Genomic DNA, 20,107 nt, shown 5'->3' with positions numbered 1-20,107 from the left:
AATCAGTTCCGATCATTGAAATCGGCGACGCGCATTAGCTTCACGCGCGGCACGGGCAGTTTCTACGGAAACCACGCGGCGGCCAACGGGCCACAGGGCGATAGCGGCAATCTTAAAGTTGGCGATCCCAACCGGAATAGCAATGATAGTAATACACTGCGCAATGCCCGCGACGATATGCGTCAGGCACAGCCACCAGCCAAACAGCACGAACCACAGAATGTTCAGCAGCGTCCCGCCGGTGTTCATCAGCCCGCTTTTTTCGCCAGGATTCAGTTCATCCACATGCACGGCTTCATTACCGAACGGCAGAAACGACAGTTTAGTGATTTCCCAGCAAGAGCGGGTCAGGGGTAACGTAATGATCAACACCATGCTGACGACCGTGGCCAGCAGCCAGCCCAGCGTTGTCAGAAAACCACCCAATACAAAATTCAAAATATTCAGAACGGTACGCATATAACCTCTGTTCAGTCCTGTGAAAAGAAAGACCCGACGATTGTAACGTTTTTTAGCGCTGGAGCACCTGGAATCTGGCGGTTACACTGTCATACATAAGTCTACATCCGGGATTTGGCAAGACATGGAACTAAAAGCAACAGCCCTCGGCAAACGCATGGCGCAGCACCCCTATGACCGGGTAGAACTCCTGAATGCCGGGGTCAAAGTCTCCGGCGATCGCCATGAATATCTGATCCCCTTTAATCAGCTGACCGCCATTCATTGTAAGCGCGGCCTGGTGTGGGGTGAGCTGGAGTTCGTACTGCCGGATAACAAAGTGGTCCGCCTGCACGGCACCGAATGGGCCGACACGCAGCGTTTTCATCATCACTTGCAAAGCCGCTGGCAGCAGTGGAGTGATGAAATGAGCGTCATTGCCGCCGACGTTTTACAGCAGCAGCTGACGGTTATCTCTCGCCACAGCGCGGAAGGCAAATGGCTGACCCGCGAGGCAGTGGGACAATTGCGACAAAAAATTCTCAACGCCCTCGAAGCGCTGCCTGTTCCTGTGGCCCGTCTGGACAGCTTCGACAATTGCCGCGAACTTTGGCAGCAGTGCCAGGCGTGGCTGAAAGACCGGGATGCCAGTCGCCTCAAGCATAATCAGGCATTTACTGAAACGATGCTGACGCAGTACGCCGCATTCTTCCAGGGCATTGAATCCTCACCGCTCAATGATGCGCAGGCGCGTGCGGTGGTGAATGGCGAGCATTCTCTTCTGGTGTTGGCAGGCGCGGGCAGCGGTAAAACGTCGGTGCTGGTGGCTCGTGCCGGATGGTTGCTGACGCGCGGCGAAGCGGCCGCCGATCAGATTTTACTGTTGGCATTTGGGCGCAAAGCGGCGCAGGAGATGGACGAGCGCATCCGTGAACGTCTCAATACCGAGGCCATCAGCGCGAAAACGTTCCATGCGCTGGCGCTGCACATTATCCAGCAGGGCAGCAAAAAAGTGCCGGTTATCAGCAAACTGGAAAATGATGCCTCTGCACGTCAGTCGCTGCTGACAAAATGCTGGCAGCAGCAGTGTCAGGAGAAAAAGGCGCAGGCCAAAGGCTGGCGGCAGTGGCTTGAGGAAGAAATGGCGTGGGATGTGCCGGAGGAAGACTACTGGCACGACCCTAAAATTGTGCGACGGATGGGCAGCCGCCTCGATCGCTGGGTCAGCCTGATGCGTTCCCACGGGGGGTCACAAGCTGAAATGATCGACAGCGCGCCGGAAGAGATCCGCGAGCTGTTTGGCAAGCGCGTCAAGCTGATGGCTCCGCTGCTGAAAGCGTGGAAAACGGCGCTTAAAGACGAAGGCGCAGTCGATTTTTCCGGACTGATTCATCAGGCCATTAATGTGCTGGAGAAAGGCCGTTTCGTCAGCCCCTGGAAGCACATTCTGGTGGATGAATTTCAGGACATTTCCCCACAGCGTGCGGCACTGCTGGCGGCGCTGCGTAAGCAGAATTCACAAACTACCCTGTTTGCGGTGGGCGATGACTGGCAGGCCATCTACCGCTTTAGCGGCGCACAACTCTCGTTGACCACTGCGTTTACGGATTATTTCGGTGAAGGCGATAACTGCGCCCTGGATACCACTTACCGTTTTAACAGCCGAATTGGTGAAATCGCTAACCGCTTCATTCAGCAAAACCCGCATCAGCTGAGCAAGCCGCTGAATAGCCTGACCACGGGTGACAAGAAAGCCGTCACGCTGCTGCCGGACGATCAGCTCGATGCATTGCTCGATAAACTCAGTGGTTTTGCGAAGCCGGAACAGCGCATATTGATCATGGCGCGGTATCACCATCTGAAACCTGCGGCGCTGGAAAAAGCCGCGACCCGCTGGCCGAAATTGCAGATTGATTTTATGACCATCCATGCCAGCAAAGGCCAGCAGGCGGATTACGCGATTGTGCTTGGTTTGCAGGAGGGGCAGGACGCGTTCCCGGCACCCGCGCGGGAGTCAATCATGGAGCAGGCGTTGTTGCCGCAGCCGGAGGATTTCCCGGATGCCGAAGAAAGGCGTTTGCTGTATGTCGCCATGACGCGTGCGCGCCAGCGGGTGTGGTTGATGTTCAATAAGCAGGAGCCGTCGGTGTTTGTCGATGTGCTGAAATATCTGGATGTGCCGGTGGCGCGGAAGCCCTGATTAATGAGACTGAGCGGGCCTGCCATTTCGATGTAGGCCCGCGTAAACGCAGTGCCGCCGGGCACATTTAAATCACTTCAACCGTTCTGCCAGGTAACGCTGATAGTCAGGGATTTGAATATCTACCGGCGCGTTGAAATTAGCCGACTGGATAATGAAATCCGCGGTGGCGACGTTGGTCGCTACCGGAATGTTCCACACGGTAGCCAGGCGTAAAAGGGCTTTGACATCCGGATCGTGCGGTACGGCGTTCAACGGGTCCCAAAAGAAGATCAGAACGTCAATTTTACCTTCGGCGATCATTGCGCCGACCTGCTGATCGCCGCCCATTGGGCCGCTCAACATGGCCGTGACGTCCAGACCGGTTGCGCGCTGAACCAGATTACCGGTGGTGCCGGTGCCGTAAAGTTCATGCTGCGCCAGCAGTGGCTGATGACGCTCAACCCAGGCTTTCAGCATCTGCTTACAGTGATCGTGCGCGACCAGGGCGATATGCTTTCGGCCCGGTAGGGTACGGGTTGTCTGTTCCATAATTATTTTCCACCATTCAACATGCCGACAGATTACTGGAAGTGACTGTTGCTGCAAGCGGCAACGGCGAATTTTCCTGCGCTACGTCATGATATCAGGAGGATGGCTGCGATTTTGCCCATTCGAGAAAACGGCTGCGGGTTTGCGGGTCGGCCAGCTGGAACCAGTATTTCAGCCGTTGTTCAGTCAATGTTTGCGACTGATAGGCCGGGTTATCCAGCTCGTTGGTTTTTGATAACAGCGTGCTGTCGTCGGACTGCGGCGTGCTGAACTGCGTGCTTGACGCCTGTTTATTGGCAAGGTTGTAAGCCTCCGTTGCCTTTTCATAATCGATGTTGTCGCCTGGCTGCGTGATTGCCAGGATATCGAGTTTGACCGGAATCGGCATTGCGTTGCCATCCAACAGGCTGACGTGCGGCGTAGAGGTAAAGGTCTGGGTATCTTCCAGCGTTTCGAGCTTAGGCAGGCTGAAGTTTATCTGTCCCACGAGTTGTGAATTAAAGTTGGCAATCAGCGGCGGCGAGACGTAAAGCTGACGATTCTGATCGGGCAATATAATCATTTTCTCAACGCGAAAGACGACCTGATGCAGGCCGTTATCCACTTCAAGGCTCTCTGCGCCGCGTAACAGCAGGCTGGACACTTTCTTGCCGTCCAGTACCAGCAAATCAATGTCACCTGAGAGCCGAAGCGTCGTGGCAAATACGCTGACAGGCATCAGAAGCAACAGACACACTATGGCCATCCTCGTTCTCATCGCTATCTCCTGAAAAATGCCTGCCTGTTGAGTGTATCAAATCTTTACGAAATCGCTTTTCATTAACATATAGACATAAACCAGGGTTCTGCCCTCATACTCTGGTATGACTGAATGGCTGGCCTATCAGGATTGTCGTACACTTTGCAAAATTGCCCGGAGGAAATAATGAAAGAGAACGAAATTGCAGGCATTTTGAACGAGACCCGAACCATCGCACTGGTGGGGGCGAGCGATAAGCCGGACCGCCCAAGCTACCGGGTGATGAAATATCTGCTGGACCAGGGTTATCACGTCATTCCTGTTTCACCGAAAGTGGCGGGTAAAACGTTACTCGGCCAGCAGGGCTATGGCACTTTAGCGGAAGTGCCTGAAAAAGTGGACATGGTGGACGTGTTCCGCAATTCAGAAGCAGCCTGGGGTGTGGCGCAGGAGGCGATTGCGATTGGCGCCAAAACGCTGTGGATGCAGCTGGGCGTTATCAACGAACAGGCCGCCGTGCTGGCACAGGATGCGGGATTGAAGGTGGTGATGGATAAATGTCCTGCGATTGAAATCCCCCGTCTGGGGCTCGCTAAATAAGAAAAACCCCGCTTCGGCGGGGTTTTTTATCAGTTGCGCAGGCGAGGTGCCTGAAGTTGTTGGCGAATGGTTTGCGCCAGTTCGTCCATCGATGGCTGTTCCGGGTGCTCGTCGTTGGCTTCGTTTTGCAACTGGGCTTCCGCGAGATACGTATGGACGGGTTCGCCGTCATCATCTTCCATCACCACGTGATACCACGGTGAAGCGCGCAGATCATCGTTCACTGCGACCTCATCATCCGAGGACTCATCCAGGGAGTATTCCGGATCGATATCGACGATCACGCCAAGATACCCTAACAGCGAATGGCGGACCTGCTGGCCGATACCAAATTTGCTGGCAATCATCATAGTCACCTCCCAGGAAACATTACTGACATTAAATATGAGGGCAATGTTTCGCTTTTCAACTTACATGACGCGACAGGCAAATCCTTTCAGATACAGCCCTTCCGGGTAGGTCGCGATCACCGGGTGATCGGCTGCCTGACGGAACTGCTCTATAAATTGTACATCACGCCCGGCATCAACTGCGGCATCGGCGATGATTTTTTGAAATAAATCGGTAGTCATCAGGCCGGAGCAGGAGTAAGTCATCAGCACGCCGCCCGGATTCAACAGCTGGATAGCCAACATATTGATATCTTTATAGCCACGGCAGGCACCCATCAGCTGGTTTTTATTTTCCACGAACTTCGGTGGATCCATCACGATCACGTCAAACTTCTCGCCTTCGTCGCGGTATTTGCGCAGCAGTTTGAACACATCGTCACGCACGAATTCTGCTTTGCTCAGGTCCAGCTTGTTGAGCTCCACGTTCTGCTTAGCGATATCCAGCGCTTCCTGTGAGGTATCGACGCTGATGACCTGACGGCAGCCGCCCATCAGAGCAGAAACGGCGAAACCACCGGTATAGGAGAAGCAGTTCAGCACGCGTTTGTCAGCCACGTAGCGACGCGTCGCCAGACGGCTGTCGCGCTGATCAAGGTAATAACCGGTTTTGTGGCCATTCTGGATATCAACCAGCAGCTTCATACCGTGCTCTTCGATTGGCAGCAGGGCAGGCGGCATTTCGCCGGTCACAGGACCCTGCGTTAATTCCATACCTTCTTTTTTACGCACCGCCACGTCGCTGCGGTCATAAATAGCGCAGTCCGGGAAACAGGTTTGCAGGGCGCTGATCAGCGCTGCACGCTGATATTCTGCCCCGGCGCTCAACAATTGCAGCACCAGGAAGTTGCCGAAGCGGTCGATAGTCACACCCGGCAGGCCGTCAGATTCACCGGCAATCAGGCGGTAGCTGTCGAGACCGTCTTTTTCTGCCAGCCAGTTACGCCAGGTTTGTGCGCGCTGTAAGCGGCGTTCAAAGAAGGCGATATCAATGGTTTCTGCCTGATCAAAGGTCCAGACGCGAGCGCGGATCTGCGATTCCGGAGAGTACGCTCCGCGTGCCAGCCACTTACCCTGATGGTCAACAATATCAATGGTTTCACCGAGAGAGGCTTTGCCTTCAACGCGCGCGACGGCACCGGAGAAGATCCATGGGTGGCGGCGAAGTAAGGATTTTTCGCGGCCTTTGGCTAACACTAAACGTACGCTCATAATTAATTGTTCTGTTGTTTCGAAGAAAATGGGCGCCATTTTCCCACGTCAGCAGGGAAATGCAACGGATAACGGGAAACGGGTAGCGCTTCCGACTTTCCGCCAGCGCTGAGCGTTTCGGCACAAAATCAAATCATCTGCGCACAATAACCATCAGGGCTGTCCTTTACAGTGAAGTCTCACCTCCACATTAAGGATGCACTATGCAAAGAGTTATTTGTAAGGCCGCAGGAATTTTGGCGATATTCAGTTTTACCGCGACGGCGGCGCCGGTTTTCACCCTCAGCAGCACCGATATTACTAATCATCATTCATTAACTCCCAAACAGGTGTTTAATGGATTTGGTTGCAGCGGTGAAAATATCTCGCCGCAGCTCTCCTGGGCACACGCCCCGGAAGGGACGAAAAGCTTTGCCATCACCGCATACGATCCCAACGCGCCGACCGGCAGCGGCTGGTGGCATTGGACGGTGGTGAATATCCCGGTGAATATTCATGTCATTGCCGCTGGTGCTGGCGATAAAGGCCAGAAGACATTACCGGCCTCAGCGGTTCAGGGGCGCAATGATTTCGGCTACTCTGGTTTTGGCGGCGCGTGCCCACCGGAAGGGGATAGACCACACCCGTATCAATTTACCGTCTGGGCATTGAAAACCGATAAACTGCCGATAGACAGTGACACCAGCGGGGCGATGGTCGGCTATATGCTTCATAGTAATGTGATTGCGAAAGCTGAATTAACGGCAAATTACGGCAGATAACAGGCAGGTGGATGCGGTGCAGGAGTTACAGTTTCAGCATAAAAATCTGACGGCTGCGGAGGTGTGTTCCAGTCAACTGCACCGTTTACACCGGGTTAAGCTTTTTTCCGCGGCGATATGCCATGTGACGCACGGCAGTAAAATTATCATCCAGGATGAAAATCGGCTGGAGGCCACGCCGGGAGAGCTGATCGTCATTCCGGCCAATACCTCGCTGGAGATTGTGAACCAGCCCTCCCAGGGGACGTTCCGCTCGGATTTACTGCTGCTTTCTGCCGAGTTGCTTGGCGTATTTAAACGTAAATTTGTCGAGGACTATCCGACCGCCAAAAACGTGTCGATGCTATCGCCCATGAGCAACGGGCTGACGTTTATGTGGGATAACCTGCTCACGGCAGTGCGCCATGACTTGCCCGCCGCTTTGCAGGAGCACCAGGCATTAGGGCTTTTGCTCGCGCTGCATCATGAGGGGCGAGCAGGCCCGTTATTGATTGAACGACGGTTCAACCTGAGTGAACAGGTACGTCAACTGATTATGCTGGCCCCAGCGAAAGGATGGACCGCAGAAGACATTGCCAGCCAGTTATCGCTCGGGACTTCAACGCTGCGACGCAGGCTGCAGCACGAATCCCAAAGCTACCGGCAGATAATCGAAGAGGTGCGGATGTCTTTCGCGCTGTCACAGCTGCAAACGACGCGCTTACCGATTGGCGAAATAGCCTTACGCAGCGGTTATCTTTCGAATTCTCGATTTACGGCCCGATTTCGCGAGCACTATGGCTGCTTGCCAAAGAATGTGCGTTGAACGTGATGCCTCAAGGGTCGCGGATAATTTGCTATTCTGATGATTCAGTTCAATAAGGGGGAACCGTTATGGCGCAGGTGTGCACAATCGCATGGGTTCACGGCATGGTGCAGGGCGTTGGCTTTCGTTACAGCACCCAGCGTGAGGCGTTGAAACTGGGGCTAACCGGTTACGCGCGGAATCTGGATGATGGCAGCGTCGAAGTGCTGGCGTGCGGTGAAGCGGGTAACGTCGAACAGCTGGTGGCGTGGCTGAAAGCAGGTGGACCGCGCAGCGCTCGGGTGGATAAAGTTCTGGCTGAACCGCACCAACCCGAGAAAACCTGGACCGACTTCGGCATTCGCTATTAAATGCACTTCACCGGCTTTGGCAGGCCCGCAATTTTAGTGGCCTGTTTGGCCGGACCTTTTGGGAACAGGCGATACAGATAGCGGCTGTTGCCTTTCTCTTCGCCGAACTTTTTCGCCATCGCTTTGACCAGCATACGGATAGCCGGTGAGGTATTGAACTCGAGATAAAAGTCCCGCACAAAGCGCACCACTTCCCAGTGCTCAGGGGAGAGGGTGATAGCCTCTTTCTGCGCAATCACTTCTGCCAGGCCTTCGCTCCACTGGCTGCTTTCTTTCAGATAACCGTCGTTATCGGTCTCTATTTCTTTGCCTTCAAAGTTCAACATATTCATTCATAGCCGTTATCAGAAACCGCCGCAGTGTAGCAAAAAACAAAGCCCCGCATAAGCGGGGCTTGAGGTCTGGCTGAGTCTGCGTTAGTTGCGGTTAGCGAACCCGAGAATGCTCAGCAGGCTGACAAAGATGTTGTACAGCGAGACATACAGGCTCACGGTCGCACGAATGTAGTTCGTTTCACCGCCGCGGATGATATTGCTGGTCTCAAACAGGATGGCACCAGAAGAGATAAGGATGAACACTGCGCTAATGGCCAGGTGCAGCGCAGGCAATTGCAGGAAGATGTTCGCCACCATACCCACAAGCACGACTACCACGCCCGCCATCAGCATACCGCCGAGGAAGGACATATCTTTGCGAGTGGTCAGTACGTAGGCCGAGCAGCTAAAGAACACCAGCGCGGTACCGCCCAGTGCCATGCCAATCACATCGCCCATCCCGGCTGCGAGATACGCGTTTAGCATCGGTCCAAGGATGTAGCCCAGGAAACCGGTGAATGCGAACGCCGCCAGAATACCGGTCGGTTTATCCGCCAGTTTGTAAGTCAGGAACATCAGGCCGTACATGCCGACCAGCGTCAGAATCAGCCCTGGTGATGGCAGCATCAGCACGGTGCTTGCGGTGGCGGTGATCGCCGAAAACGCCAGCGTCAGGCTCAGCAGGAAATAGGTATTGCGCAAAACTTTGTGCGTGCTCAGTAGCGATGTACGGTCACGCGACGAGGTAATAATGCGATCCATAGTCACTCTCTATATTAAGGCCAGGGTAATAACTGCCGAGAATATGTAAATAAACGCCAAAGCTCTAGTGCTTTTACCCATCTTTACCGACCCGCTTCCCCGGTTAAACAGAAGAATATATCGGCGTTAAATCGCCAGGCAGAATGTTTGTTTTATTTCCGCGACAAGCCAGATCGACATCTTATAGGTCACTGAAAAATATTGCGTTATTGCAAAGCCGCCGCTAACACTGAAAACGGTGTCATCACTAATGAAATCAATAAGGCAAAGGATATGAACCTACTAAAACACAATCACATCACGCTCGCATTACTCGCAGCCGGGCTTATCAGCTCGGCTTCAACGGCCTGGGCGGCCAACGTTCCCGCAAACACGCAGCTGGCGGAAAAGCAGGAGCTGGTCAGAAATAACGGCAATGAACCGGCCTCGCTGGACCCGCACAAGGTAGAAAGCGACGTTGAGTTCAATATAATCAGCGACATGTTTGACGGTCTGGTGGCGGTCAAACCTGACGGGGCCATCGAGCCTCGGCTGGCGGCGTCCTGGGAGAATAAAGACAACACCGTCTGGACATTCCATCTGCGGCCCGGCATCACGTGGTCTGATGGGACCGCCATTACCGCACAGGATATCGTCTGGAGCTGGCAGCGCCTGGTCACGCCAAAAACCGCGTCTCCATATGCCAGTTATCCGGGAAACATGCATATCGTGAATGCCGCCGATATTGCGCTGGGTAAAAAAACGCCCGACACACTGGGCGTGAAAGCGCTGGACGACAACACCTTGCAGGTCACGCTGAATCAGCCGACGGCCTCTTTCCTCGCGATGCTGGCGCACCCGTCGCTGGTCCCGGTCGATCAGGTGCTGATCAACCGCTTCGGCGATAAATGGACGCTGCCAGAACACTTCGTCAGCAGCGGGGCGTATAAACTTTCCCAGTGGGTGGTCAACGAGCGAATTGTCGCGGTGCGCAATCCGAAATATTGGGATGACAAGCATACGGTGATCAACAAAGTCACCTATCTGCCGATTCACTCGGAAGCGGCAGACGTTAATCGCTATAAGGCGGGTGAGATAGATATCGTTTATACCTTGCCTATCAACCAGTTCGCGCAGCTGAAAAAGACAATGGGCGATCAGGTGGACGTCTCGCCACAGCTCGCCACTTACTATTATCAATTCAACACCACCAAAGCGCCGTTCAATGATGCCCGTGTGCGTCGGGCGTTAAATATGGCGCTGGATAAAGACATCATCGCCGACAAAGTGTTGGGCCAGGGCCAGAAGGCCGCGTGGCTCACCAGTCAGCCAGAGATTGGCGGCGTAACGCTCCACGCGCCGGATTACGCCAGCTGGTCCCCGGAAAAGCGCATTGCCGAGGCGAAAAAACTGCTCACCGAAGCCGGGTTTGGAGCCAACCATCCGCTGTCGTTTAATTTGCTCTACAACACGTCCGAATCGCATCAGCGCATCGCCATCGCCGTCAGCTCGATGTGGAAGAAAAATCTAGGCGTCGAAGCGAAGCTGCAAAACCAGGAATGGAAAACCATGCTCGACACGATGCACACCGGGAATTTTGACGCGGTGCGCTACGCGTGGATTGCCGATTACGACGATGCGTCGACGTTCCTGAATAACTTCCGCACCGGCGACAGCGAGAACACCACCAAATACAGCAACCCGGCCTACGACGAAGCATTACATAATGCGGCGAAAGCCAAAGACACCGCCGAGCGCGGTAAATACTATCAGCAGGCCGAAGACATGTTAGGGCAGGATGTTCCGGCCATTCCGGTCTATCACTACGTGCGAACGCACCTTGTGAAGCCGTGGGTGGGTGGATTTACCCCAGACCGTCTCGGGTATTACTACACCAAAGACATGTACATCAAAAAACATTAGCCCCCTGAATGAGGATAAAAGCGCCCAATAACTAGTCAATATGTTGTTAATTCAGCCGAATAACAACGATTTGACTGTTTTTTGCGCGAACGAACAAAGTGGGGCTTTACATGAAGTTCGGGTATGTTTATAGTGCGTCCCACTTAGGAAGCGTGGCCGAGCGGTTGAAGGCACCGGTCTTGAAAACCGGCGACCCGAAAGGGTTCTAGAGTTCGAATCTCTACGCTTCCGCCAAATTTAAACCCCAGACAATGAAAGTTGTCTGGGGTTTTTCTTTTGTGCTTTTCCTGAACTCTTCCCCGGACGCTTCGAGTCACCGCGCGGCAAGCCAGCGCGACTTCCCTTCAATTTTTCTGCTGTGTTATTTCTTGCAGAACCTTATCCAGTACATCGACGAGTGCGAGCGCGGCTGCATGGCGCGAACCCTTGCGCATTAGCAGCACGCCGGTGCGCTCGGACAGCGGGGGTGAAATTGTCAGAGCGTGCAGATCGTAGCGGGAATGCGCCACGGTATTCGGCAGGATCGTCGCCAGAGGCGCGCGTAGGATGACTTCCATAATTGCCCCGAGGGTGTCTGTTTCCATCACGATATTTGGCGTCACGCCTTTCTCATGACACTCACGGTCAATTTCAATACGCGTGGCAAAACCGGTATCGAGCAAGACCAACGGTTGAGTGGCTAACATCTCCAGGTTGACGTGCTTCTGACGGGCGAGGGGATGTTCATTACTGATGACCATCGCCAGCGATTCCTGCATTAACGGCGTAGCCACCAGCTCTGCGGCGTGATCGGCAGAAAAACCGATGCCCGCGTCCAGCTCATCGGCGACCAGACGGTGTTCAATCTGTCCTTGAGGCGCCTCGCTTATTGTGAGCGTAATGCCTGGATAGCGCAGCCAGAAGCTGGAAAGCAGGGGCCCCGTGAGCCACGGCGTGTAGGTCGGCGTCACGCCCAATCGAAGATGACCCCGGCTCAAATCCTGAACATCGTGAACGGCACGCGCGCCTGTATCCAGCGCTTTCAGTGCCTGTCGGGCGTGCTGCTGGAAAACCAGGCCCGCATCGGTCAAACGTACATTTCGGCCTGAACGGTCAAAAAGCTGAACATCCAGCGTCTGCTCTAACAACTTGATTTGCTGAGACAGCGCGGGTTGTGAGACATACAGCGCCGCCGCTGCCCGGGTGAAGCTCCCGTGCTCGGCAACGGCCAGGAAATAATGGATGTAGCGCAGGATCATGAGATGACCTATAAGCTGAAATTATAGTATTCATAATAATTGAGACTTTTATCTTATCAATTCCGTCATCTACCCTTTTTGTATCGCTTACCGCGTGAATGCCGTTGAAACGGACGGCGCGCGGGGAATTACACAAACAAAGGAGTACCTGATGGATTTCGTAAAACGCACTATTCAGCTGGCAATGAACAACGTGGAAGAGGGCGGCAGACCGTTTGCCACGGTGGTTGTTCGCGGGGATGAAATCATTGCAGAAAGCCCGAATCAGGTTGCCCAGACCAATGACCCGACGGCGCATGCAGAAATTCTTGCGGTGCGTGAAGCGTGTCGCAAGCTGGGAACCGAAAATCTTAGCGACTGTGATATCTATATTCTGGCGAGCCCGTGCCCCATGTGCCTCGGCGCGTTGTATTACTGCAGCCCAAACCGCGTGATTTACATCACCACCCGCGAAGAGTACGTTCCGTATTACCGCGACGATCGCAAATATTTTGAGCTGGAAACCTTCTACGGCGAATTTGCCAAGCCGATTGAGCAGCGGCGTTTGCCGATGGTACATCAGGCCGATCCGGAAGCCATCAACGTGTATAAACGCTGGCAGCAGCTTAACGTGAAATAAATTAAAAACTGACAGGGCGATAGCAACGCGGATAATTATTGTGCAATCACCCCATTGATCCAATTAGGATTTATCGCCTTGTCGTTATCGTTCCTGAAAAATAGAGTAATAGCCGGACTCTGATAAAAGGAATAGTTAAAATGAAAAAGACAGCAATCGCTTTGTCCCTTCTGTTTGTCGCTACCGGTGCAATGGCCCAGGGCGAAATGCAGCATGCAACAGATGAGACCGTTCAGGCCGCCCACGCTGGCGCCGACACAGCTAAAGAAAAACTGCATCAGACCGAACATCGTACTCAGGAACAAATGAGCAAAGCGAAAAGCGACGGCTCAACCACTGATAAGATGAAGCAAGACAGCCAGAAGGCCTGGAATAATACCAAAGAAGGCAGCGAGAAGGCCTGGGATAAAACCAAGCAGGGCTCTGAAAAAGCCTGGAACGGCACCAAAGAAGGTAGCCAGAAAGCCTGGGATGCCACCAAAGAAGGCAGCTCTAAGGCATGGGATAAAACCAAAGCCGGTGCCCAGGACGTGAAGAAAAGCGTCTCTGAATAATACGGTTTAACCGTTATAAATAATAAAGCCCGCGATTATCGCGGGCTTTTGCTTTTTGGATTACTCAGTTTTATCGGACTCAGCTTTTTGAAATGCAGCACAGGCCAGGTAACAATCGGCAAATGGAATTTACAGTAAGCCGCAAAGCAGAATGTTAAGGTGCGTCAGAATGAGCCTAGTCCGGAGAGAAAGATGAAATCGACAATTGCCCTAACGTTACTGGTGCTGGCGGGTGCGATGACAGCGGGGGCCGCGCAAGCCGCGCCAACCAGTCAACAACAGATGCGTCAGCATTTTACCGACACGATGGTAAAACCGTGTGAAGGTAAAAAAGCCGGTGATACGGTGACGATTACCGACCGACGCGGTGGGAAACATACGGCTATTTGCACGCTGACCGCCTTGCCCGTTGCGGAATAACGCCCTGGCCGCAGGGTGGCGCGAAGACCACCCTGTTTTCAGTCACCGCTTCTGATAGCGCGGGGCAGGCACGCCGGTTCTGGAGGTGGCGAACAGCGCCAGACGTGCCTGTTCGTAAGTGTCCCACAGGGCGAGATCATGCACCGGTGGGAGCGTGACTTGTTCGGCGTTATCCAGCCCGGCAAGCGCCGCATCGACCAAATCCTCCGCACTCATCACCGAACCTTCCGCTAACGTAGCGGGCGCAACACCTGACAGATCCCAGATTTCCGTGGCCGTGGCTGCAGGCAATACCGCCTGAATGCGCAGGTTACTGTCGGCAAACTCTTCTTGTAATCCTCGCGTGAAGTTGACCACCCAGGCTTTGGTCGCGCTGTAAACGGCGCTGCTACCGAGGGCGTGGAAAGCGAGGACCGACGCGATGTTGATCAACGTGCCGCTGTTTTGCGCAGAAAAACGAGCCAGCGCCGCGTAGCTCAGACGCATCAACGCCGTGGTATTCAGCGTGTGGATGGTTTCATGCTCGTCGACATCAACCGACAGAAACCCGCCCATCCGGGCCGATCCGGCATTATTCACCAGTAGCGCAATGCGGTCATCGCTGCGCAGGCGTTGTTCCACTTCGCGGATCCCGTCGTTATGGCTGAGATCGGCTTTTAAGGTCGAGACGTCAATGGCGTACTGCTGTTGCAGACGCAGGGCGAGTGACTGGAGTCGATCTTCCCGACGGGCGATCAGCAGTAAATCGTAACCGCGAGCGGCAAGACGATCGGCATAAATGGCGCCGATCCCGGAAGAGGCGCCGGTAACGACGGCGACAGGGCGTTGTGCGTTCATGGAAGTTCCTCAGTGTCATAATTTGGTTGCAACATAAAACCAAATTGAGCATGGCTTAAATGGTTTTATTATGCAACCAATGGGCGAGGATTATTTTAGTTTTGAGGAAACTCGTGTTTGACCGGCAGCCAGGCATTACCCCATTCGGCTAATGAATCCAGCACGGGCTGGAGCGCCCGGCCTTTGTCCGACAGCACATATTCCTGCCAGGCACTACCGTCTGAGGCAGGCTGTAATTCGAGAATGCCTTCTTCCACCAATAACTTCAGGCGGCCGGTGAGCATGTTCTTGGCGATCCCCAAGCTGCGCTGAAACTCACCAAAGCGGCGCTTGCCGTGAAAGGCATCACGAACGATAAGCAACGACCACCAGTCGCCGATAATGTCCAGCGAGCGGGCGACGGGGCAACAGTTTTCTTCCAGGCGGGTACGTTTCACGTGAACTCCAGATAGGGTAGTTAGTTTTATTATAAAACCAATAAGCCACAAGAGAAGAGAAAATCGCCAGTTTGCGGCTCGCTTCCCGGTAAATTGTCACCAATCTGTCACACTTAAGCGAATACATACACGCATGAGGACAGCGGGATGAGAAAAAGCGTACTGGCCGTGGCGATTATCGGCTCAATGATGGCGGGCTTTGCGGCCCAGGCAGAAACCACGCCAGAGGGGTATCAGCTCCAGCAGGTGTTGATCATGAGCCGGCACAACCTGCGTGCGCCGCTCGCCAATAATGGCAGCGTTCTTGAACAATCCACGCCAAACAAATGGCCGGAGTGGGATGTCCCGGGCGGACAGCTCACCACGAAAGGCGGTGTGCTCGAAGTGTATATGGGCCATTACATGCGTGAATGGTTGGCCGAAAAAGGGATGGTGACCACGGGCGAATGCCCGCCGGCAGATGCGGTTTATGCCTATGCCAACAGTCTGCAACGCACCGTCGCCACCGCACAGTTCTTCATCACCGGCGCGTTTCCTGGCTGTGATGTGCCAGTCCATCATCAGGACAAAATGGGCACCATGGACCCGACGTTTAACCCGGTGATCACCGATTCTTCCGCTGCTTTCAGCCAGCAGGCGGTGAAGGCAATGAGCGACGAGCGTCAGAAAATGCATCTGGGCGAAAGCTATAAACTGCTGGAAACCCTCGTTGATTACCAAAACTCCCCGGCCTGCAAAGAGAAGAAAGTGTGCTCCCTGAGCGAGGCCAAAGACACCTTCAGCGCGCCGTATGAAAAAGAGCCGGGTGTCGATGGGCCGTTAAAAGTGGGCAACTCGCTGGTTGATGCCTTCACCCTCCAGTATTACGAAGGTTTCCCAGCCGATCAGGTCGCGTGGGGGCAAATCAAAACTGACAAACAGTGGCGCGTGCTGTCAGAACTGAAAAATGGCTACCAGGACAGCCTGTTTACTTCACCGGAAGTGGCCCGTAACGTGGCGGCACCGCTGGTGAAATACATCGATAAAACGCTGGTCACCGACGCCGGAAAAGGCCCGAAAGTGACGCTGCTGGTGGGACATGACTCGAATATCGCATCGCTGCTGAAGGCGCTCGATTTCAAACCGTATACGCTCCACGATCAGTACGAACGCACGCCAATCGGCGGCAAAATTGTGTTTGAACGCTGGCGCGATGCGGCCGGAAACCGCGAGCTGATGAAAATCGAATACCTGTATCAGAGCACAGAGCAGCTGCGTAATGCAGATGTGCTGACGCTGCAAGCGCCGCCGCAACGCGTCACGCTGGAGCTGAAAGGTTGTCCGGTCGATGCGGACGGATATTGCCCAGTAGATAAGTTTAATGAAGTGCTGAATAACGCGGCGAAGTAAAAAGGATTCTCCCCCGCCTGGCGGGGGAGTCTGTATCAGACATTTTTACGTTCGATGGTTTGTTCGCCCCAGAACAGCGAGTCTTTATCAGTTTTCTTAAAGGCCAGCGCCAGCACTTCATCGCTGCCTTCTTCCCAGACTTTTTCAGCCAGTTTTTCGTCGTACTTCACCAGTTCGAAAATGGCCTCGGCGATTTCCGGTGAGGTGTTTCGCAAGCTCGCCCATTCACCGACGTGATGCGCTTTTGATTCCTGTGTTGGCATAGTATTCCTCCTGACAGAAGTTTAGCTTTTCAGTTTTTGCGCCAGATTGGCAACGTGTTGACCCTGATAGCGGGCAATCGCCAGTTCTTCCTGGCTGGGCTGACGCGAACCATCACCTCCTGCAATGGTGGTCGCGCCATACGGCGTGCCGCCGCGTACCTGAGAGACATCGAATAATTCCTGCGCGCCGTAGCCGATCGGCACAATGACCATGCCGTGGTGGGCGAGGGTCGTCCATGTCGACGTAATGGTTTGTTCCTGACCGCCGCCAGTGCCGGTGGAACTAAATACGCTGGCGAGTTTGCCGAACAGTGCACCGGATGCCCACAGGCCGCCGGTTTGATCGAGGAAGGTGCGCATTTGCCCGGCCATATTGCCGAAGCGGGTTGGCGTCCCGAAGATGATGGCATCGTAATCCGCCAGTTCCTGCGGGGTGGCAACCGGGGCGGTATGCGTCTTGCCGCCCGACTTGGCGAACACCTCCGCCGACATCGTTTCAGGCACGCGTTTTACCGTCACATCAACGCCATCTACCTGGTTCGCACCATCCGCAATGGACTGCGCCATTGTTTCGATGTGTCCATACATGGAATAAAAAAGAACCAGAATTTTTGCGTTTCCACTCATAGCCTTATTCTCCGTAATGACACTGTATAAGGAAGATACTCTTGAAAGTGTTGGTCACATACCGGGTCTGGTCAACTCTCGGTCGGGATTTAAGCGGGAAAAGCGAGGCGGTGGCGTTTTTTTCAAATGAAACCCTGTTTCACATCTTTACTACAACTCCTGCTGTCTAAGCTATTCGTGCTGTAACAATCATCAACAGTTACTGGTCTTAATTATTCACAACTCAAATTTTTCTCATGTGAAACATTTTGAAAAATTATCTTAAATCAAATTTTACACTTTCCCGTACCTCTAAAATCACTTCCGCTTAACTGGCCATCACCAGGGAAAAAGGAATTTTTGTTTGTAAGGTGTCAATCCAGGTTTCAGCTCAGGACATTTGTACTGATATTCCCTCGACCTTTAAATAATGATCTGATGGTAATTTAATGAAATTTTTAGTGCCTGCTTGTCTGCTTTTCACTGCCATTGTTCCTTCCGCCTATGCGTTGACGGGGGCCGATCTGAATGCGGCCAATGCTTATTTTACGTTGCATCCAGAAATTCAAAAAATCGCCCCAGATGTTTACAACGAAGTTATGAGAAAGAATACGCTTCAAGAAGCCAATACTTATCTGTCGGGCAATAAGCCATGGAACCCCGCGACTAATGGTTATTTGACCTTAGATCAGATCCCGCTCAGCACAAACAATAGCGTGCCAATGGTCAATCTTGAATCGTCAATAACTCCTTCAGGTCCAGCCCCCGATCCTGATACCCATAGCTACACGGATAACCTGATCGCGCCGTTAAAAACGACGCTTGATCAGGATAACCAAGATATTGCACAGAACGCGGCAGGCATTACCCAGAACCATAACGATATTGCGGAAAACCACCACGATATCGCGAAAACGGAAGATGCCGTTGCGCAGAATCAGCAAGCCATAAAGCAGACCAGTGACACGGTTGCAGAAAACAGTAACGATATTGCGCAGAACGCGGCAGGCATTACCCGGAACCATAATGATATTGCGGAAAACCACCACGATATTGTGAAAACTGAAGATGCCGTTGCGCAGAACCAGCAAGCCATCAAACAGACCGGTGACACGGTTGCAGAAAACAGTCACGGTATTGCGCTCAATGCCGAAGGCATTACTCAGAACCATAACGATATCGCGGAAAACCACCACGATATTGTGAAAACTGAAGATGCTGTTGCGCAGAATCAGCAAGCCATAAAGCAGACCAGCAACACGGTTGCAGAAAACAGTAACGATATTGCGCAGAACGCGGCAGGCATTACCCGGAACCATAATGATATTGCGGAAAACCACCACGATATTGTGAAAACTGAAGATGCCGTTGCGCAGAATCAGCAAGCCATAAAGCAGACCAGTGACACGGTTGCAGAAAGCAGTAACGATATTGCGCAGAACGCTGCAGGCATTACCCAGAACCATAATGATGTTAAGCAGAACAACGAAGCTATTCGCCGCACCCGTGAAGTAGTCAATACGAACAGCGACGCGATCGCTCACGACGAAAAAGACATTGCGAAAAACCAGAACGGTATTGCACAAAACTACGCTGCGATTGATAAGACCCGCGAAGTGGTCACCGCAAATAGCGATGCGATTGTTCAGGACGAACACGATATCGAAAAGAACAAGGAAGGTCTTAAGCAGACTCATGACCAAATCCAGCGTACGCGCGAAGCGGTGGCAGACAACAGCAGCCACATCGCTGATAACAGTCATGAGATTGACCGCAACCATAAAGATATCGCGCAAAATCAGAATGCGATCGTAAAAAATAGCGATGCCATAAAGCAGGATGAAAAATTCATCGGCAATAACCAAACGGCAATTGCTGAAAACCGCCGCGATATCGATACCAATGGAAATAACATCCAAACCGTTCATTCGGACGTCCACGCCACGCAAACGCAGGTGTCGAGTAATACCTCGCAAATTAACAAGTTGAATAATAACTTCAGCAGCCTGAAGTCTGAAGTCGACAGCAATAAACACGATGCGGCGGCAGGGGCGTCCGGTGCGATGGCTCAGGCGAATATTCCTCAGGTCATTCAGGGGCAAACCTTCTCCGTCGGCGCGGGCGTGGGCGGCTACGAAGGTGAAAATGCCGTCGCAGTAGGGATGTCGGCGCGCGTATCGCAAAGCGTCATTGTTAAAGCCTCTGTGTCAGACGACACCCAACAAAATGTCGGCTATGGCGCAGGCGTTTCCATCGGCTGGTGATCCATTTCTAGCGGGGCTAATCAGCCCCACAAAAATAAAACTCCGTCCTGAACGGAAATAAAAAGAGTGAATGATGATGAGCATGAAGTCTGTCGTGTTAGGTCTCCTGCTGGCTGGAACCTCGCTGTTCTGCCAGGCGGCAACACAGATGGCGCACAGTTATGAAGGTTATGGGGTCAGTTTCCGCATAGATAATGGCTATTTCGCCTACCTGGATGACAAGCCATGTGCGCTGGATGAGAAAACGTCCAACGCCACCGTTTACAGCTCCGGTTTATACCAGGTGATTGTTTATACAACAGGAAAAGTGGCGCTGATGAAGCAAGGCGTTTACGTCGGCAATTTACACGGCTGACGTTGTGCCCACTCATTGGGGAAAACAATTGTTAATTCAGTCAGTTGAGCGTAACGGTAAGCAGCAATTGTCCTGTAGCAAAATGACACACTTTCCTGTGCGAATTTTTCATAAGCCATAAG

The 20,107-nt window shown here is 53.1% G+C and carries 23 protein-coding genes, 1 tRNA gene and 1 pseudogene; 13 read left to right on the top strand and 12 right to left on the bottom strand.

The genetic code is table 11. The annotated features are described in order from the left end of the window. Window positions 1–12 precede the first annotated feature (12 nt). A complete protein-coding gene (locus A8O29_RS14720) occupies window positions 13–459 on the bottom strand; it encodes a YccF domain-containing protein (protein WP_125354729.1) in 447 nt (148 codons plus the stop codon). Between the two features lie 124 nt (window positions 460–583). Here A8O29_RS14720 and helD point away from each other — a divergent pair, with 124 nt between their 5' ends. Next, window positions 584–2,638: a DNA helicase IV gene (gene helD / locus A8O29_RS14715; protein ID WP_174081350.1), complete on the top strand. Its 2,055-nt coding sequence runs from the start codon at window positions 584–586 to the stop codon at window positions 2,636–2,638. A gap of 72 nt (window positions 2,639–2,710) precedes the next feature. On the opposite strand, the gene mgsA is transcribed toward helD, so the two are convergent. Beyond that, window positions 2,711–3,169, bottom strand: coding sequence for a methylglyoxal synthase (gene mgsA / locus A8O29_RS14710; protein ID WP_125354730.1), 459 nt, complete (start codon window positions 3,167–3,169; stop codon window positions 2,711–2,713). A 94-nt stretch (window positions 3,170–3,263) separates the two neighbouring features. After that, complete coding sequence (gene csgI / locus A8O29_RS14705) at window positions 3,264–3,926, bottom strand: curli synthesis inhibitor (RefSeq protein WP_125354731.1); 663 nt, start codon at window positions 3,924–3,926, stop codon at window positions 3,264–3,266. A 168-nt stretch (window positions 3,927–4,094) separates the two neighbouring features. Between csgI and A8O29_RS14700 the strand changes: the two genes are divergently transcribed. Beyond that, window positions 4,095–4,508, top strand: coding sequence for a CoA-binding protein (locus A8O29_RS14700; RefSeq protein WP_110509859.1), 414 nt, complete (start codon window positions 4,095–4,097; stop codon window positions 4,506–4,508). A 29-nt stretch (window positions 4,509–4,537) separates the two neighbouring features. On the opposite strand, the gene hspQ is transcribed toward A8O29_RS14700, so the two are convergent. After that, window positions 4,538–4,855, bottom strand: coding sequence for a heat shock protein HspQ (gene hspQ, locus A8O29_RS14695; protein ID WP_125354745.1), 318 nt, complete (start codon window positions 4,853–4,855; stop codon window positions 4,538–4,540). A 63-nt stretch (window positions 4,856–4,918) separates the two neighbouring features. Next, the gene (gene rlmI / locus A8O29_RS14690) at window positions 4,919–6,109 is read right to left on the bottom strand and encodes a 23S rRNA (cytosine(1962)-C(5))-methyltransferase RlmI (RefSeq protein WP_125354732.1); all 1,191 of its coding nucleotides are present in this window, start codon (window positions 6,107–6,109) and stop codon (window positions 4,919–4,921) included. A gap of 203 nt (window positions 6,110–6,312) precedes the next feature. On the opposite strand from rlmI, the gene A8O29_RS14685 reads away from it, so the two are divergent. The 3 genes from A8O29_RS14685 (at window position 6,313) to yccX (ending at window position 8,025) form a co-directional block, all read left to right on the top strand. Further along, window positions 6,313–6,870 carry a kinase inhibitor gene (locus tag A8O29_RS14685; RefSeq protein WP_125354733.1) on the top strand — a complete coding sequence of 186 codons (558 nt, stop codon included), beginning with the start codon at window positions 6,313–6,315 and terminating at the stop codon, window positions 6,868–6,870. Between the two features lie 16 nt (window positions 6,871–6,886). Further along, window positions 6,887–7,675: a helix-turn-helix transcriptional regulator gene (locus A8O29_RS14680; protein WP_125354734.1), complete on the top strand. Its 789-nt coding sequence runs from the start codon at window positions 6,887–6,889 to the stop codon at window positions 7,673–7,675. Between the two features lie 68 nt (window positions 7,676–7,743). Further along, window positions 7,744–8,025, top strand: a complete 282-nt coding sequence (gene yccX / locus A8O29_RS14675; RefSeq protein ID WP_125354735.1) for an acylphosphatase — start codon at window positions 7,744–7,746, stop codon at window positions 8,023–8,025. Here the strand turns inward: yccX and tusE are convergent. Together tusE and yccA are read right to left on the bottom strand one after the other, a co-directional pair. Continuing rightward, window positions 8,022–8,351, bottom strand: coding sequence for a sulfurtransferase TusE (gene tusE, locus A8O29_RS14670; protein ID WP_125354746.1), 330 nt, complete (start codon window positions 8,349–8,351; stop codon window positions 8,022–8,024). The two genes, yccX and tusE, sit on opposite strands and share 4 nt — an antisense overlap. A 90-nt stretch (window positions 8,352–8,441) precedes the next feature. Continuing rightward, window positions 8,442–9,101, bottom strand: coding sequence for an FtsH protease modulator YccA (yccA, locus tag A8O29_RS14665; protein ID WP_110509855.1), 660 nt, complete (start codon window positions 9,099–9,101; stop codon window positions 8,442–8,444). Window positions 9,102–9,374: 273 nt separating this feature from the next. Between yccA and A8O29_RS14660 the strand changes: the two genes are divergently transcribed. Both A8O29_RS14660 and A8O29_RS14655 read left to right on the top strand, forming a co-directional pair. Continuing rightward, window positions 9,375–11,003, top strand: coding sequence for an ABC transporter substrate-binding protein (locus A8O29_RS14660; protein WP_125354736.1), 1,629 nt, complete (start codon window positions 9,375–9,377; stop codon window positions 11,001–11,003). Window positions 11,004–11,149: 146 nt separating this feature from the next. Further along, window positions 11,150–11,237, top strand: a tRNA-Ser gene (locus A8O29_RS14655). 110 nt (window positions 11,238–11,347) lie between these two features. Here A8O29_RS14655 and cynR read toward each other — a convergent pair. Beyond that, window positions 11,348–12,241: a transcriptional regulator CynR gene (gene cynR / locus A8O29_RS14650; protein ID WP_125354737.1), complete on the bottom strand. Its 894-nt coding sequence runs from the start codon at window positions 12,239–12,241 to the stop codon at window positions 11,348–11,350. A 151-nt stretch (window positions 12,242–12,392) separates the two neighbouring features. Here cynR and A8O29_RS14645 point away from each other — a divergent pair, with 151 nt between their 5' ends. The 3 genes from A8O29_RS14645 to A8O29_RS14635 all read left to right on the top strand — a co-directional run bounded on the left by A8O29_RS14645 (window position 12,393) and on the right by A8O29_RS14635 (window position 13,834). Continuing rightward, window positions 12,393–12,860, top strand: a complete 468-nt coding sequence (locus A8O29_RS14645; RefSeq protein WP_125354738.1) for a nucleoside deaminase — start codon at window positions 12,393–12,395, stop codon at window positions 12,858–12,860. Window positions 12,861–13,000: 140 nt separating this feature from the next. Next, a complete protein-coding gene (locus tag A8O29_RS14640; protein ID WP_110509848.1) occupies window positions 13,001–13,414 on the top strand; it encodes a hypothetical protein in 414 nt (137 codons plus the stop codon). Between the two features lie 192 nt (window positions 13,415–13,606). Beyond that, window positions 13,607–13,834, top strand: a complete 228-nt coding sequence (locus A8O29_RS14635) for a hypothetical protein (RefSeq protein ID WP_125354739.1) — start codon at window positions 13,607–13,609, stop codon at window positions 13,832–13,834. A gap of 42 nt (window positions 13,835–13,876) precedes the next feature. Here A8O29_RS14635 and A8O29_RS14630 read toward each other — a convergent pair whose 3' ends face one another. Both A8O29_RS14630 and A8O29_RS14625 read right to left on the bottom strand, forming a co-directional pair. Beyond that, window positions 13,877–14,671, bottom strand: a complete 795-nt coding sequence (locus tag A8O29_RS14630; RefSeq protein WP_125354740.1) for an SDR family NAD(P)-dependent oxidoreductase — start codon at window positions 14,669–14,671, stop codon at window positions 13,877–13,879. A 125-nt stretch (window positions 14,672–14,796) separates the two neighbouring features. After that, window positions 14,797–15,108: pseudogene (locus tag A8O29_RS14625) on the bottom strand (winged helix-turn-helix transcriptional regulator); the annotation flags it as partial. 147 nt (window positions 15,109–15,255) lie between these two features. On the opposite strand from A8O29_RS14625, the gene agp reads away from it, so the two are divergent. Continuing rightward, window positions 15,256–16,497: a bifunctional glucose-1-phosphatase/inositol phosphatase gene (gene agp, locus A8O29_RS14620; protein ID WP_125354742.1), complete on the top strand. Its 1,242-nt coding sequence runs from the start codon at window positions 15,256–15,258 to the stop codon at window positions 16,495–16,497. A gap of 35 nt (window positions 16,498–16,532) precedes the next feature. Here the strand turns inward: agp and A8O29_RS14615 are convergent, their stop codons facing one another. Both A8O29_RS14615 and wrbA read right to left on the bottom strand, forming a co-directional pair. Next, entirely contained in the window at window positions 16,533–16,760 is a 228-nt protein-coding gene (locus A8O29_RS14615; RefSeq protein WP_125354743.1) for a YccJ family protein, read from the bottom strand. A gap of 21 nt (window positions 16,761–16,781) precedes the next feature. Next, window positions 16,782–17,387 (bottom strand): NAD(P)H:quinone oxidoreductase, encoded by a 606-nt coding sequence (gene wrbA / locus A8O29_RS14610; protein ID WP_125354744.1) that lies wholly within the window; start codon window positions 17,385–17,387, stop codon window positions 16,782–16,784. Between the two features lie 428 nt (window positions 17,388–17,815). Between wrbA and A8O29_RS22795 the strand changes: the two genes are divergently transcribed. Both A8O29_RS22795 and A8O29_RS14600 read left to right on the top strand, forming a co-directional pair. Further along, complete coding sequence (locus A8O29_RS22795; protein ID WP_246316615.1) at window positions 17,816–19,630, top strand: YadA-like family protein; 1,815 nt, start codon at window positions 17,816–17,818, stop codon at window positions 19,628–19,630. A gap of 82 nt (window positions 19,631–19,712) precedes the next feature. Further along, window positions 19,713–19,985 (top strand): hypothetical protein, encoded by a 273-nt coding sequence (locus A8O29_RS14600; protein ID WP_125352591.1) that lies wholly within the window; start codon window positions 19,713–19,715, stop codon window positions 19,983–19,985. Window positions 19,986–20,107 lie beyond the last annotated feature (122 nt).

Origin of the sequence: Scandinavium goeteborgense, from assembly GCF_003935895.2 — a bacterium.
Classification (GTDB): Bacteria; Pseudomonadota; Gammaproteobacteria; order Enterobacterales; family Enterobacteriaceae; genus Scandinavium; species Scandinavium goeteborgense.
The sequence above is the reverse complement of the archived record's forward strand: the minus strand, read 5'-3'. Positions and strand labels throughout refer to the sequence as shown.

Coding starts and splice junctions, on each gene's coding strand:
- A8O29_RS22795 (WP_246316615.1), top strand. CDS start 17,816: ATGAAATTTTTAGTGCCTGCTTGTCTGCTTTTCACTGCCATTGTTCCT.
- mgsA (WP_125354730.1), bottom strand. CDS start 3,169: ATGGAACAGACAACCCGTACCCTACCGGGCCGAAAGCATATCGCCCTG.
- csgI (WP_125354731.1), bottom strand. CDS start 3,926: ATGAGAACGAGGATGGCCATAGTGTGTCTGTTGCTTCTGATGCCTGTC.
- A8O29_RS14685 (WP_125354733.1), top strand. CDS start 6,313: ATGCAAAGAGTTATTTGTAAGGCCGCAGGAATTTTGGCGATATTCAGT.
- A8O29_RS14660 (WP_125354736.1), top strand. CDS start 9,375: ATGAACCTACTAAAACACAATCACATCACGCTCGCATTACTCGCAGCC.
- agp (WP_125354742.1), top strand. CDS start 15,256: ATGAGAAAAAGCGTACTGGCCGTGGCGATTATCGGCTCAATGATGGCG.
- A8O29_RS14635 (WP_125354739.1), top strand. CDS start 13,607: ATGAAATCGACAATTGCCCTAACGTTACTGGTGCTGGCGGGTGCGATG.
- A8O29_RS14640 (WP_110509848.1), top strand. CDS start 13,001: ATGAAAAAGACAGCAATCGCTTTGTCCCTTCTGTTTGTCGCTACCGGT.
- A8O29_RS14720 (WP_125354729.1), bottom strand. CDS start 459: ATGCGTACCGTTCTGAATATTTTGAATTTTGTATTGGGTGGTTTTCTG.
- helD (WP_174081350.1), top strand. CDS start 584: ATGGAACTAAAAGCAACAGCCCTCGGCAAACGCATGGCGCAGCACCCC.
- yccX (WP_125354735.1), top strand. CDS start 7,744: ATGGCGCAGGTGTGCACAATCGCATGGGTTCACGGCATGGTGCAGGGC.
- rlmI (WP_125354732.1), bottom strand. CDS start 6,109: ATGAGCGTACGTTTAGTGTTAGCCAAAGGCCGCGAAAAATCCTTACTT.
- wrbA (WP_125354744.1), bottom strand. CDS start 17,387: ATGAGTGGAAACGCAAAAATTCTGGTTCTTTTTTATTCCATGTATGGA.
- yccA (WP_110509855.1), bottom strand. CDS start 9,101: ATGGATCGCATTATTACCTCGTCGCGTGACCGTACATCGCTACTGAGC.
- A8O29_RS14600 (WP_125352591.1), top strand. CDS start 19,713: ATGAAGTCTGTCGTGTTAGGTCTCCTGCTGGCTGGAACCTCGCTGTTC.
- cynR (WP_125354737.1), bottom strand. CDS start 12,241: ATGATCCTGCGCTACATCCATTATTTCCTGGCCGTTGCCGAGCACGGG.
- tusE (WP_125354746.1), bottom strand. CDS start 8,351: ATGTTGAACTTTGAAGGCAAAGAAATAGAGACCGATAACGACGGTTAT.
- A8O29_RS14700 (WP_110509859.1), top strand. CDS start 4,095: ATGAAAGAGAACGAAATTGCAGGCATTTTGAACGAGACCCGAACCATC.
- A8O29_RS14630 (WP_125354740.1), bottom strand. CDS start 14,671: ATGAACGCACAACGCCCTGTCGCCGTCGTTACCGGCGCCTCTTCCGGG.
- A8O29_RS14645 (WP_125354738.1), top strand. CDS start 12,393: ATGGATTTCGTAAAACGCACTATTCAGCTGGCAATGAACAACGTGGAA.
- A8O29_RS14615 (WP_125354743.1), bottom strand. CDS start 16,760: ATGCCAACACAGGAATCAAAAGCGCATCACGTCGGTGAATGGGCGAGC.
- hspQ (WP_125354745.1), bottom strand. CDS start 4,855: ATGATTGCCAGCAAATTTGGTATCGGCCAGCAGGTCCGCCATTCGCTG.